The organism is Collinsella sp. LCP19S3_C9 (genome assembly GCF_052121575.1).
In the GTDB taxonomy this organism is placed as follows: Bacteria; Actinomycetota; Coriobacteriia; order Coriobacteriales; family Coriobacteriaceae; genus Collinsella.
The window spans coordinates 75,147-88,230 of record NZ_JBQKDZ010000010.1; the positions used below are offsets into that span (position 1 = coordinate 75,147).

Below are 13,084 nucleotides of genomic sequence, written 5' to 3' on the forward strand. Positions count from 1 at the left end.
TGATTCTTATTGTATGTGCTCGGCCCTAGGCCAGCGCGCGTACGTTTGAGGAGATCTTCAGCACCAAAAACTCGGTCGAGGAACCCAGCTTGAGCAGGTCGCCGTCGTGGATAGGAATCTGACTGTCCTCGTCATCGGCGGTGCGCAGCGAGCGTGGTTTTTCGATAACGGTGGTCGTGCCGTTGCGTGTCACCAGCACCGTTCCGTTGGTGGAGTGCAGTCCGCTTGCGAGCCATGTGCCGTTGGAATACGCCACGCGCAGGTGCCGGCGGGATACATCGGGTCCTACGTTGGTGATGGCGTTTTGGTCGTGTGCAAAAGAGCCTAGTACCGTACCCTCGGGATCGAGGCTCAAAGGATAGATCGGCGGCAAGGCCGAGCCGTCTTTCGAAAGCCTGAGCAGCCCCAGTTTTGCAGGAGGCTCGTTGACCTTGCGGTTAGTGCCTTGTGCCTGGACGACCTCGGCGGTCTCGAGCGTGCCAAAGGTCTGGGCCAGTTGCGTTATGGCAAAGTCTTTGACCTCGGAGGCGGCGGCATTGGGATCAGCCAAGCATCCGCAGACCGTTAGCGCAAGGAGCTCCAAAAGGCGCCGGTCGCTTTGCTTGAGTCCCGGCATGACGGCGATGCGGTCAAAGATATTGCGCAGGATGGAACCATCGAGCCCCCAGTGTTCGAGCGACGTTGCCATGCGCTCGAGGGCGCGCGTCGTAATGACTTGCTGGCGAGCGTTGGCGGCCGCTGGACTGCTGCTGCTGCCGATTTTTGCAGCGGCAGCCAAGTTCTGGACGCTCTGCGAAAAATCGGCAAACATCTCGGGGTCGATCTTGTCGGTACCCGGAACGACGTGCACCACGCGTCGCGATAGAAACGTCTTTTCGGCAATGCGAAACCTAGGGGCCGGTTTGGCGCCCAGCGGCTTGTCCGAAACCAAGATACGCGCCGCTTCTCGATTATTGATCTGCAGGTCGCACTTAAGGAAATCAAAGAGCACCTCGGAAGGTGTTTCCGCGCGCATGATGCGAGGCTCCTTTCTGGTATCCGGTGAAGGTGTTAGATGCAAAAGCCGGGTAGGACATAGGTCTTTTGGTCTGGTTTGTTTCCGGGCGTTGCCCAGCTAAACACGTCGCCATCTTTTCCAACGCGGTTAAAGTACGTCGAGTTGGCGCCCTCGCTGCAGTCGGCGCTGGGGGTGCGCTCCCAGTAGTAGATCTTTTTGCCGGCGACGGTGCGGATCATGGCGTCGTTGGTGGTCAGACCGCTTACGCTCTGCTCGCGATAGAGCTGGTACTGCTCGCCTTCTCCGCTGTAGAGGGTAGAAAGGTACTCGTAGCCTTCTGCGAACGTTTCGGGCGCCTGGTAGCCGCACAGCTCGCTCATGGACGGCAGCCACAGCTTGTCATCGGTGACGGTGATGCTGGAGGCGTCTTTGGTGCCGCCGGTGTTGTTGGTGAGCTTTCGCACCGAGCGAATCTGATTGCGGAGATCGTCGGGCAGCGTGGCCATGCCCTTGTCCGCCAACCATTCGCGAAGCGACGATTGCTCCCAACCGCCCGTCGCGGCGTGGTCGTTTACGGCGCGCATGGCGATGGGGGTACGGAACATAAAGGTGATGCCAGCGGGAAGGCCGTCATCGGTGAACGTGTCTGCCTTAAAGCCCACGATCTGGACTTGTGCCTTGGTCCCGTCGGAAAGCCTGACGGTCTTGGTGTTCTCGTTTTTGAGCGACTGCTTGCTGTTTACCAGGTGGTAGGTTTCGGCAATCTCGAGCACCTTTTTGCTGGAAGATGTTTCTTGGATTTTGCGGGAGATCAGGGCGAGTTCTTCCCAGGTGTAATCGTCGAGTGACGGCTTGATGCCGTGCGCCAGGTCGATAAGCCCCCAGCATCCCGTGGCAATGGCAGAGCCTGCTATGCCGGCAACGCAGACGCCGCCGAGCACGAGCGCAGCGCGACGCGAGATGACTGGGTGGCGCGTCTGAGCCTTGTCGGAGCAGGAAGGCTTCGGTTGCTGGCTAATGTCGATCGGGGTGGGCAGCGGCGTGCGCGGCTCAAAATCGATGTCTTTAATCCAGGCATCGAGCTTGCCGACAATCGTAGACAGCGGCGCGCGCTGGGACTGCTCGTTATGGATACCGCTCATGATGACATCGACAAGCATTTGGTCGCCGGGTACGCGTGCCTCAAGCGGCTCGTGCTCGTGCTCGATCTTGTACAGGTAGGGCGACTGGTCCATATGCTCGTTTAGGCGATATGGCGTGTGGCCGGCATAGAGCGTGTAGAGTACGCTGCAGAGCTCGTATGTATCGATGCTGGGCGACGTACGCAGCGGTGCCAGCTCGGGGATGTCGTTGGAGAGCATCTCGGGTGGGGCGAACTCGGGGGTGCCGTTGCGCCAGATGCCGGTGGACATGGTAAACGAGGGGTCTGAGCGCTTGATGCTCGAGCTGCCCAGATCGACCAGGCAAAGGTCAAAACTGCAGTGTGCAATCTGCTGGGCAAGGGACCGGAGCGTCGTGCGAATGATGATATTGCGCAAGGAGATATCACGGTGTACAAACGGCGCATCGAGCTTTTGGGCACCCAGGAGAATCTCTCCCAGGCGTTTTCCAATCGCGGCGACGGTGTTTGCGGGAATGTGGCCGCCCTCGGCGGGGTCGGTTAGCTCTGCCGCAGCATCGCGAAGGGGCAGGCCTTCAATCCACTCCATAACGATGACCGGTACGGAGCCGGTATAGCCGTAGCCATAGGTTTTGGGAAAGCCGTCCAACAGTGAGACGGCTGCAAGATTGCGATACTCCTCGGTAAGCGTCTTGATGTCCGAGGGGCTGACGGCGGAGCCGTCTTCATCACAGCCGCTGAGGGGCCACAGCGTCTTGAGCGCAAAGGTCTCGCCCTCGGTGTTGGCGACCTTGCGAAGATGGTGGGAACCGCCGCCGACTGCCCCGCAATCCAACAGGGTGGTAAAGCGGCGAATAGTATCGGGGTCTTCGGTGGTCGCAAACATGGCGTTTGGTTCAAAGGGGGACAACGCGATGATATTCATATCCGTGTCGTACGTCACGGGGCGATCCTTTCGAGAAAAAAGTGCATGGCGATAATGTTAGTGAAAAGGTAGCGCAACCGTTGCCTTAATCGAAAAGGTGCCGTTATTTGCATGGGTTGATGCAAATAACGGCACCTTGTGCGTCGAAGATGTGTGGGCGGGCTAGTCTGTGATGCGAATGACCAAGAAGCGCGTCGTGGCGCCCAAGCAAAGCGTGTCTCCGTTGTGAATCTCGACGGGGGTGTTGGCAAAGTTGGCGGGGCGCTCGCGTCTAGGCGGTTCGATAGCATGTCGGCAGCGATCGACGCCCGAGATCAAAAACGATCCGTTGGTGGAGCCGAGGCCCTGCGCAAGCCAGCGTCCGTCTTGGAGCCAAATGCGCAGGTGCTGACGCGAGACATCGGAATCGACGTCGGTGATGGCGTTCTCGTCGCTCGTCAGCGACCCGATAATGCTGCCCACCGGGTCCGTGGTAAGGGGACGCAACGGCGGTCGTGCCGAGTTGCCCACGACGCGCAGCAGCCCCAGGCGAATGTCTCCCGTGGGGCGCGCGGTTGTCGAGAAAAATGAGGTGACGGTTGTCTCGACCGTGCCGAGTGTCGAGAGCATCTGGTCGGACACAAAGGACTCGGTGTATTCGATGGCGCGGGCGGGGTCGCCAAGGCAGCCGGTAACGATAAAAAAGACCAGATGGATGTAGAGGCGGTTTTTAATGTCGCTATCGTCAGTGGTCTCGATGCGCTCGACGCCGTTTTTAAAGAGCATGCCGTCGACGCCGCAATTGGTAAGGGCATCCTGCATGTCTGGGGCGCACGATTCCATATAGCGTTTAGCGACCCTGCACAGCGATTGGGGGTCGGAGCCTCGGTTTTGTATGATGAGGTTAAGTATCTGGCGCGCACTTTGTTCAAAGGGCGCAAACAGCGACTCGGGAAGGTCACCGGGTTTGGCGTGAACGATTTCGCGTGAGATAAACGACGGGACCATCAAGCGTTCGGAGATGAGGCGTCCACCGTAACGGGCGTTGCCGTCCATGAGAATTTGCGCGGCGTTACCGTTTTTGATGCGACCGAGTGACTTGAGCCCGGTGTACAGTGCACAAGATGGAGTGTCGGCCATTTATTTTCACCCCCCCTTCATCAAAAAAGTGACATTGAATACGCAATTATCCTCAATTATAGGCGCTTTGCAGCTCGAAATGCTCGCCATGGGGCGCGGACGGTGTAAATTGCTGCCAGAAGACATCAAATTAAAAAGCGGAAAGCGGATTAATTAGCTGGGAAACGCGTTGGCAAGACCGTTGTGGGCAACATTTGGCATGATGTCGCTTTGGCTTTTGGTCACGGGACCGTGCGGTACCATAAGCGTCAACGAACTTTGACGCACGACCCGCCGAGCTTGCCCCGGCGGGCTTTTGGCGTTGCGATGCCGGAGGAACAGCATGCTCATTCACCGTATAGCCGCGCAGCTCTACACTGCCGAGGCCTTGCAGACCGTCGAGGCCGGGCTCGACGCCGGCGAGGATGTGACGCTGGCCGTGTCGCAGTCGGGCCGCACGCTTATGGCGGCTGCTCAGTTTGCGCGCCGCCCGCGCCCTACGGTCTACATTGTGAGCGGCGAGGACGCGGCCGATCGCGCCGCGCGCAGCCTTGCCGCCTACGTGGGCCTGGCGCACGTGTGCCGCTTTCCCGAGCGCAAGGACTATCCGTGGCGCGAGCAGGCGCCCGACGATGCCGTGGTGGCGCAGCGCTGCGAGGCTCTGGGGCGTATCGTGCGCGGGGACAACTGCATCATGGTTGCCTCGGCCCGTGCATTGCTGCGTTGCGTGCCGCCAGTCGAGAGCCGCTACTGGGAGTCCACGACCTTTGCGGTGGGCGAGGAGATTCCTTTTGACGAAGTGCCGCAGCGCCTGGTGGGCATGGGCTATACCAATGCCGGCGCCGCCGACGCACCCGGCCTGTTCCGCGTGCACGGCGACACCGTCGAGGTATTCCCCGCACAAGAGAAAGCGCCCGTGCGCATTGAGTTCTTTGGCGACGAAATTGATCGCATTCGCCGTATGGTGAGCTCCACGGGCCAAACCATCGGCAACGAGGACAGCATCGAGATCTTCCCGTGCCGCGAGTTGGCGCTTACCGACGAAGCCGTTCACAACATGCACGTGGCGCTCTATCGCGCAAGCCAGAGCGACAGCAAGCTGGCGGCGCTGCTCGAGATGGTTGATGCGCGCATCGTCACACCCGAGCTCGACCGCTTTTTGCCGGTGATGTACGGCCAGACCGTGAGCCCGTTGGCGCACGTGAGCGGCAAGGCGCTTGTGGTTCTGTCCGAGCCGCGCTCGCTGTTCGACGACTGCCTGCGTGCCTACGAGGATATCGAGGCGCGCGCCGGCGAGGCGGGGATTGACCGCTTGGACGGCCTGTACGTGCGCGCCCAGCAGCTCGACTTTGGTGCTCAGCAGCGCCTGAACTACGTGAGCCTGATCCGCGCCGGCGGTGCGGTTACGGCAGAGCTCAAGATTGAGCAGCCGGCTATCGCAGGCTCGGACAACCGCTTTATGACGCGCGTTCAGGAAGTCGTGGGCAAGCGCTATGCCTGCGTGTTTGCCATTCCCGACCGCGGAGCGCGCGAGTCGATGGAGCTCACCTTTGGCGACGAGGGCATTACCTTTGAGGAGTCGCTGACGGCCGCCCCCGAAAACGCCGGCGTTATTGGCGAGCGCGTACGCGTGGCAGCGGCAGATTCTGCCGACCGTGCTGCCCGCCAGGAGGCCCATGCCTCGATCCGCGAGCGCCGCGTCGACGCACTCAACGCCCGCTCGCTCGAGGCGGGCGCCGCCCAGGCTGCCGCCGGTGCTGCCGTACCCACCATCTCGCGCGGACGCGTGACCTTTGTGGATGCTGCCCTGCCGCAGGGCGTGGTGGTGCCCGATGCCAACCTAGCCGTGTTCTCGATCGCCGATCTCAATGCCCGCATGGACGCCAACCGCGCGCGCAGCCGTCGCAAGGTGGACATTACGCAGATCACGTTTCCGTTTAAGCCGGGCGACTACGTGGTGCACGCTACCCACGGCATCGCGCTCTTTAGCGAGATCGCGCGCCAGGAAGTGGGCGGCAAGGAGCGCGACTACTTTTTGCTGGAATATGCCGACGGCGACAAGCTCTACGTACCGCTCGAGCAGGTCGACCGCATCACGCGCTATGTTGGTCCCGACGGCGACAAGCCGCGCCTGACTAGGCTCAACACCGCCGACTGGACGCGTGCCACCAACAAGGCGCGCAAGAACGCCAAAAAGCTGGCATTTGACCTGGTCGATCTGTATACGCGCCGTTCTTCGATTACCGGTATCGCCTGCCCGCCCGATACGCCCGAGCAGATCGAGATGGAGGAGAGCTTTCCTTACGACGAGACGCGCGACCAGCTGGAGGCTATCGCCGATATTAAGGCCGACATGGAGGCGCCCAAGCCCATGGACCGCCTGCTTTGCGGCGACGTGGGCTTTGGCAAGACCGAGGTCGCCCTGCGCGCGGCGTTTAAGTGCGTGGACTCCGGCCGTCAGGTCATGGTGCTCTGCCCCACGACCATTCTGGCCCAACAGCACTACGAGACCTTCTTTGAGCGCTTTGCCCCGTTTGGCCTCGAGGTCGAGGTGCTCAGCCGCTTTCGCACGCCGGCGCAGCAGAAGCGTGCGCTCAAGGCGTTTGCCGAGGGCACGATCGACGTGCTCATCGGCACGCACCGCCTGCTTTCGGCCGATGTGAACCCCAAGAACCTGGGTTTGGTGATCATCGACGAGGAGCAGCGCTTTGGCGTGCAGCACAAGGAGCAGCTCAAGAACCTGCGCGAGCAGATTGACGTGCTCACGCTTTCGGCAACGCCTATTCCGCGAACCATGCAGATGGCCACGAGCGGCGTGCGCGACATGAGCCTGATCACCACGCCACCGACCGGGCGCCGTCCCGTGATCGTGCACGTGGGGGAGTACGACCCCGACGTGGTGAGCGCGGCGATTCGCCTGGAGGTGGGCCGCGGCGGCCAGGTGTACTACGTGTCCAACCGCGTCAAGACCATCGACGACGCCGTGGCACGCGTGCACGAGGCCGCGCCCGAGGCGCGCGTGGGCGTGGCGCACGGCAAGATGAGCCCGCGCGAGGTCGAGGACGTGATGATCGAGTTTGCGACCAAAAAGATCGACGTGCTCATCGCCACGACCATCGTGGAGAGCGGCATCGACAACGCGACCGCCAACACGCTCATCATCGAGGATTCGCAGCGCTTGGGTCTGGCGCAGCTCTACCAGCTCAAGGGCCGCGTGGGCCGTTCTGCCACGCAAGCCTACGCGTACTTTATGTTCCCGGGCGAGCTGCCGCTCACCGAGGAGGCTACGGCGCGCCTGACCGCACTCTCCGAGTTCCAGGACCTGGGCAGTGGCATGCGTATCGCCATGCGCGACCTGGAGATTCGCGGCGCCGGCTCGCTCATGGGCGCCGAGCAGCACGGCAATCTGTCGAGCGTGGGCTTTGACCTGTTTACGCAGATGCTGGGTCAGGCCGTGGCCGAGGCGCGCGGCGACGACGATGCCGGTGTGGAGGCGGCGAGCGTGGGCATCAACCTGCCGGCCGACTACTTCTTGTCCGAGGAGTACCTGCCGGCGGTGGATCAGCGCGTGCTCGTATACCGTAAGCTTGCGGCGGCCGGGGACCTGGAGAGCATCGACGAGGTGCAGGAAGAGACCGAGGCCGCGCATGGCGAGCTGCCGTTGGCGGGACTCAACCTGTTCAATCGCGCGCGAATCCGCATTCGCGGCGAGCGCCTGGGGCTCGAGAGCGTTACGCTCAGTGGCGGTCGCATCACGTTTTTGGGCGTCGACGTTCCCAAGAAGGTGGCCTATGAGCTTAAGACCCGCTATGGCGCGGTAAACTTCCCCAAGAGCCGCAAACTGTCGGTGCCCTACAAGGCGGGCGCCGGCGTGGGCAGCGGCCTGGGTCGCGGTCTCGACGCCAACGACGGCACCGGCCCCGTGGCCGCGGCACTCATGCTGCTGCAGCAGCTGGGCACGTCCGACGATGACTAACGGGTCGACGCCGTAAACGCCCCATTTGGGCAATCTGGTTCCATCGAAAGGAAAGCATGTTCGGGTACATCTATAAGAAAGATGCCGCTGCTATCGCGGTTATCCTTGCCCTCTGCCTGGGCGTGGGCAGTTTCTTCGATTATCAGATCTCGAGCGCGCTGTTCAACATCGGCAGCGTGTACGGCCGCTTTATCGAGGCGACCGGCGAGCTGCCGTTTGAGCTGACGGCGAGCGTCGCGGGCGTTATGCTCGTGCGCGCGGTGCGTCCCGACTCCAGGGGGAGCAAATGGCTCGCCGTGCTCGGCATCCTCGTCAATGTTGGCCTGACCGGCTACGAGATCGCTTCGTCCCTGAGGGTTGGCGGCAAACTCATCGCGGCTCAGTTGGTGCTGACGTTTGTGCTGGCCATCGTCGCCAACCTTATCGTCTATCGCCTCACGCGCACGACCGAGCCTGATGAGCTCACACGCTGGGCGCTCATGGTGCTTGCCGTGTGGGTCGCTCAGGCCATCATCCTCAACGTGATCGTCAAGCCGCTGTGGTCGCGCCCGCGCATGCGCGTGGTCGAGGTGACGCCGGGGCTCGAGTTTCAGCCGTGGTGGGTGATCGGCAACCCCGACAAGCGGGCCTATATTGCCGCCGGTGTAGCCAAGGACGGCTTTAAGTCGTTTGCGAGCGGACACGCGGCGCACGCGGCGATCGGCCTTATGCTCGCCGGGCTTCCCGCAGCGGCCTTTAAGGAAAAGCCGTCGCGCCGTCGTGTGGTCTTTTGGACGGCGGCTGTGGTTGTGGCGTTCGTCGCGTTTGGCCGCATCGTGATCGGAGCGCACTTTTTGAGTGATGTGAGCTGCGGTTTTGCTCTGGTGCTGGCACTTGAGTGCCTTGCCGCGCGCATTGCCTATCCCAGCGGCGTACAATAGCTCCGTTTGAATCATCTGGCCGATACCCGGTAAGAGAGGATTGCCATGCTCGCGTTTAACAACGATTATTCCCACGGCGCACACCCGGCGGTGCTGCAGGCGCTCGTCTACACCAATATGGAGCCGCAGCCCGGATACGGTACCGATGCACATACCGAGCGTGCCAAGCAGCTTATCCGCGAGGCCTGTCAGGCCTCCGATGCCGACGTGTTTTTTCTGGTGGGCGGCACGCAGGCCAACGCGACGGTGATCGACATGCTGCTCGCGCCGTACGAGGGCGTCGTTGCTGCCGAGACCGGCCACGTCGCCTGCCACGAGGCGGGCGCCATCGAGTTTGGCGGCCACAAGGTGCTCACCATCCCCGGCTACGAGGGCAAGATGCACGCCGAGGACCTTGAGAACTATATCCAGGTGTTCTACGAAAACGAGAGCTACGAGCACACGGTGTTCCCGGGTGCCGTGTACGTGAGCCTATCGACCGAGTACGGCACGCTGTACTCCAAGGCCGAGCTCGCGGCGATTCACGCAGTGTGCCAGAAGCGCGAGATTCCGCTGTTTGTGGATGGCGCCCGCCTGGCCTATGCGCTGGCGGCCGATGAGTGCGACATCACCCTGCCCGAGCTGGCGCAGCTGTGCGACGTGTTCTACATCGGCGGTACCAAGTGCGGCGCGCTCTGCGGCGAGGCTGTGGTGTTCTGCGGTATGCACGCCCCGGCGCATCCCATTCCGCGTATCAAGCAGCATGGCGCGCTGCTTGCCAAAGGCCGCCTGACGGGCGTGCAGTTTGAGGCTCTTTTTACCGATGGCCTGTATTTTGAGATTGGGCGCCAGGCGATCGAGACGGCTCAGGCGCTTCGTCGCGTGCTGCACGAGCGCGGCTACCAGTTCTTTTTGGAGACGCCGACCAACCAGCAGTTTGTGATTCTGCCCAACGAGGACATGGCCCGCATTCGCGAGCATGCCTCGATTGAGTACTGGGAAAAGTACGACGAGACCCACACGGTGGTGCGCTTTTGCACCAGCTGGGCCACGACGCAGGAGGACATCGACGCGTTGGCGGCTGTCCTGTAGCCTGATGTAGTGACAAGGGGCTGCCCTGCGCCTGAGCTTGGCGCAGGGCAGCCTTTGTTTTTGAGGGGGAAGGGTTGTATGACCGAAATGTCCGAGCCGACGATTCGCCTGGCGACGCCCGACGATGCGCCGGCGTTGCTTGCCATCTATGAGCCGTATGTGCGCCATACGGCGATTACCTGCGAATACGAGGTGCCGAGCGTTGAGGAGTTCGCCGGGCGTATCGAGCGTACGCTCAAGCGCTACCCGTATTTGGTGATGGAGCTGGACGGGCGTCCGGTAGGCTATGCCTATGTGAGTCCGCTCAACAGCCGCGAGGCATACGACTGGTCGGTCGAGACGTCGATCTACCTGGCGCGCGATGTGCGCCACGGCGGGCTGGGCCGCAAGCTGCACGATGCGCTCAAGCAATGCCTGATTGCGATGGGCATCACCAACATGTGCGCTCTCATCGCCGTGCCGCACGACAAGGACGACGAGTACCTGACGCACAACAGTCAGGATTTCCATGCCCATATGGGCTACCGCCTGGTGGGTGCCTTCGACCGCTGCGCCCAAAAGTTCGGTCGCTGGTACGACATGTGTTGGATGGAGTTGGTCCTAGCCGAGCGCACGCCCAACCAACCCAAACCAACCTGGTTCCCCGACCTCCCCAAACCTACCATTTAGGGACAGGTTTATTTTGGCAGGTTAGCCGATGGGTTCGGTGTATTTGGCGCGGTCGGTGCGTTGGATGCGCTTGGAGACATGGAGCGGTCGGCCGTCGGTGTCGTAGACGTAGTCGGTGATCAGGATCAGCGCCTGCCCGCGCTCAACGTTGAGCAAAAACGCCTCGTTTTGCGAGGCGTAGCACACCTCAAAGGTCTTATGCCCCTGTGCCGGTGCGCGATGGAACTCCTGTCGCAGCGTGGCGTAGAGCGAACCGTTGATATCGCGATCGATGAGCGTCTCGAAGCTTGGCGGCAGGTAGGTGGTCTCCAGGCACAGCGGCGCGTCGTCCAGGTAGCGTAGGCGGACAAGTTTGACGAGCTTGCTGCCCACGGCGGCGTCAAAGAACTTAGCTATGCTGCCGGCCGCCTTGGCAAAGCCCGAGTCCACGGTGCGCGTGGTGGGCTTCATGCCCTGGCCTTCGACCTGCTTGGTATAGCTCGAAAACACCAGGTTGTTCTCGTGGAGCGCGGGCGTGTCGGCCACAAAGGCGCCACGCCCGCGCTCGGTGCGCACCAGGCCCTCATCAACGAGCACCTTAAGGGCGTGGCGTACGGTGCTGCGTGACAGCCCCGATTCGTCCATGAGTTCCATCTCGGACGGCAGCTTGTCTCCGCGCGCATACGTGCCGGCAGCGATGCGATCGCGCAGCGTGCCCGCCAAGCGCTCGTATTGGGTCAGTTTCTTTTTAGATGTGACGCCCATATTGCCAACCTATATCTAACCTGTATGCTTACCTAAGCAAGCATGTATTTAATAAAACAATAAAACTGCTGTTAGCGAGCTACCGAAAACCGCAGCAGCAAAATTTCTAAGACAAATATAGCATACAACTAGTCGACATAACCAAAACATGTATGTAACTTGTATGCCTGTGATGAGCATCAAACGAGAAGAAAGGCTGATGCACGATGACTACTCAGGAACAGGTTAAAGATGTCGTCTCCCAGGTTTTGGCCGACAAGGCAGACAAGGGCGGCATCAAGCGCGTCGTGTGGATTGGCGCCGGCGGATCCAACGGCGGTAACTATCCTGCCCAGTACTTTATGGAGCACGAGGCCACGCAGGTCGTGAGCTCCAGCTACACCAGCAACGAGTTCGTGCACGCCACGCCCGCCTATGTCAACGAGAACACCTTGGCCGTCGTCGTGTCCATGCGCGGCACCAAGGAGACTATCGTCGCCGCCCAGGTGGCCAAGGACCACGGCGCCAGCACCATCGCCATCTATGTCGACGAGTCCGCCCTCACCGAGGTCTGCGACTACAAGATCCAGTACGACAGCCTGGCCGTCGACGAGTCCTGCATGGGCCGCACCAACTCCGCCGTCGTGACCATGATTGCCATGGAGCTCACGCAGCAGACCGAGGGCTATGCCGAGTACGAGACCGCTATGGCCGCCTTCGACTTGGTCGACCCCATCTATCGCAAGGCCGTCGAGTACACCCGTCCGCTCGCTGCCAAGTGGGCCGAGCAGAACGCCGACAAGCCCTGCATCAACGTGATGGCTCAGGGTCCGCTCTTTGGTGCCGCCTACGTCTTTAGCATCTGCAACGTGCAGGAGATGCTACAGATCGACTCCTGCACCATCAACACCTGCGATTTCTTCCATGGCCCCTTCGAGATCCTGGACAAGCGCACCTCGCTGTTCCAGCTCATCAGCGTCGGCCGCAGCCGCTGCAACGACGAGCGCGGCATCCGCTTCGTCAACCAGTACGGTGGCGAGCGCGTCTATCAGCTCGACGCCAAGGAGCTCGGCCTCAACGACATCAAGGACAGCGTGAGCGAGTACTTCAACCACCTGATCTTCGCGCCGATCCTCAACAACGTCTACATGCGTGCGCTCTCTGCCGTCACCCACAAGGACTATATGACGCGCCGCTACATGTGGAAGCTCGACTACTAGGAGTTACGCGGTTTTGCCAAACCGCGTAACGGCTCGACGCTGCAAACCCGCCAGAGCGGCAATCTGCCTTTCAGCTTCAGCGGCATGACCAGAAGGTCAATGCCGCTTCGCTTCAAGGCACCTTGCTCGCTCTGGCGGGTTTTCGCTCATATGACCCAATCCGCTGTCAAGAGCCACAATGGCCCCGCCGACCGCTTGCAATCGGTCGGCGGGGCCTGCCGTTGAACCCGTCCCGGTCCGCCCCCGGCATGTCGTCGACGCCTTCGGCTCAGTCTCATATCCGCGGATACCGTTCTGTCGGCCCGCACTCCATTCCTTCGGCGGGGTTCCCCAAGTCTGTCGAGGCGCATGCGGAGGGCTCCGCG

Annotated in this window: 9 protein-coding genes; 5 read left to right on the forward strand and 4 right to left on the reverse strand. The window is 61.5% G+C overall.

Annotated features, from left to right (window positions below):
- Positions 1 to 25: 25 nt before the first annotated feature.
- From ACTQXI_RS06155 to ACTQXI_RS06165, 3 genes are all read right to left on the reverse strand, one after another.
- Positions 26 to 1,015 carry an FHA domain-containing protein gene (locus ACTQXI_RS06155; protein ID WP_441049017.1) on the reverse strand — a complete coding sequence of 330 codons (990 nt, stop codon included), beginning with the start codon at positions 1,013 to 1,015 and terminating at the stop codon, positions 26 to 28.
- Positions 1,016 to 1,050: 35 nt separating this feature from the next.
- Positions 1,051 to 3,060 (reverse strand): DUF6273 domain-containing protein, encoded by a 2,010-nt coding sequence (locus ACTQXI_RS06160; RefSeq protein WP_441049016.1) that lies wholly within the window; start codon positions 3,058 to 3,060, stop codon positions 1,051 to 1,053.
- 144 nt (positions 3,061 to 3,204) lie between these two features.
- Positions 3,205 to 4,161, reverse strand: a complete 957-nt coding sequence (locus ACTQXI_RS06165) for an FHA domain-containing protein (RefSeq protein WP_441049015.1) — start codon at positions 4,159 to 4,161, stop codon at positions 3,205 to 3,207.
- Positions 4,162 to 4,483: 322 nt separating this feature from the next.
- Between ACTQXI_RS06165 and mfd the strand changes: the two genes are divergently transcribed.
- The 4 genes from mfd to ACTQXI_RS06185 all read left to right on the forward strand — a co-directional run bounded on the left by mfd (position 4,484) and on the right by ACTQXI_RS06185 (position 10,776).
- Entirely contained in the window at positions 4,484 to 8,116 is a 3,633-nt protein-coding gene (gene mfd / locus ACTQXI_RS06170; RefSeq protein ID WP_441049014.1) for a transcription-repair coupling factor, read from the forward strand.
- Positions 8,117 to 8,172: 56 nt separating this feature from the next.
- Positions 8,173 to 9,036, forward strand: coding sequence for a phosphatase PAP2 family protein (locus tag ACTQXI_RS06175; RefSeq protein WP_441049013.1), 864 nt, complete (start codon positions 8,173 to 8,175; stop codon positions 9,034 to 9,036).
- 45 nt (positions 9,037 to 9,081) lie between these two features.
- Entirely contained in the window at positions 9,082 to 10,107 is a 1,026-nt protein-coding gene (locus tag ACTQXI_RS06180; protein WP_441049012.1) for a threonine aldolase family protein, read from the forward strand.
- A 78-nt stretch (positions 10,108 to 10,185) separates the two neighbouring features.
- The gene (locus ACTQXI_RS06185; RefSeq protein WP_441049011.1) at positions 10,186 to 10,776 is read left to right on the forward strand and encodes an N-acetyltransferase family protein; all 591 of its coding nucleotides are present in this window, start codon (positions 10,186 to 10,188) and stop codon (positions 10,774 to 10,776) included.
- A 21-nt stretch (positions 10,777 to 10,797) separates the two neighbouring features.
- Here the strand turns inward: ACTQXI_RS06185 and ACTQXI_RS06190 are convergent, their stop codons facing one another.
- Positions 10,798 to 11,520: a GntR family transcriptional regulator gene (locus ACTQXI_RS06190; RefSeq protein WP_427747834.1), complete on the reverse strand. Its 723-nt coding sequence runs from the start codon at positions 11,518 to 11,520 to the stop codon at positions 10,798 to 10,800.
- 206 nt (positions 11,521 to 11,726) lie between these two features.
- Between ACTQXI_RS06190 and ACTQXI_RS06195 the strand changes: the two genes are divergently transcribed.
- Positions 11,727 to 12,719, forward strand: coding sequence for an SIS domain-containing protein (locus tag ACTQXI_RS06195; protein ID WP_117648180.1), 993 nt, complete (start codon positions 11,727 to 11,729; stop codon positions 12,717 to 12,719).
- Positions 12,720 to 13,084 lie beyond the last annotated feature (365 nt).

Excerpts from the sequence above, each read along its gene's own strand:
- ACTQXI_RS06155 (WP_441049017.1), bottom strand. The coding sequence starts at position 1,015 with ATGCGCGCGGAAACACCTTCCGAGGTGCTCTTTGATTTCCTTAAGTGC.
- ACTQXI_RS06165 (WP_441049015.1), bottom strand. The coding sequence starts at position 4,161 with ATGGCCGACACTCCATCTTGTGCACTGTACACCGGGCTCAAGTCACTC.
- mfd (WP_441049014.1), top strand. The coding sequence starts at position 4,484 with ATGCTCATTCACCGTATAGCCGCGCAGCTCTACACTGCCGAGGCCTTG.
- ACTQXI_RS06175 (WP_441049013.1), top strand. The coding sequence starts at position 8,173 with ATGTTCGGGTACATCTATAAGAAAGATGCCGCTGCTATCGCGGTTATC.
- ACTQXI_RS06180 (WP_441049012.1), top strand. The coding sequence starts at position 9,082 with ATGCTCGCGTTTAACAACGATTATTCCCACGGCGCACACCCGGCGGTG.
- ACTQXI_RS06185 (WP_441049011.1), top strand. The coding sequence starts at position 10,186 with ATGACCGAAATGTCCGAGCCGACGATTCGCCTGGCGACGCCCGACGAT.
- ACTQXI_RS06190 (WP_427747834.1), bottom strand. The coding sequence starts at position 11,520 with ATGGGCGTCACATCTAAAAAGAAACTGACCCAATACGAGCGCTTGGCG.
- ACTQXI_RS06195 (WP_117648180.1), top strand. The coding sequence starts at position 11,727 with ATGACTACTCAGGAACAGGTTAAAGATGTCGTCTCCCAGGTTTTGGCC.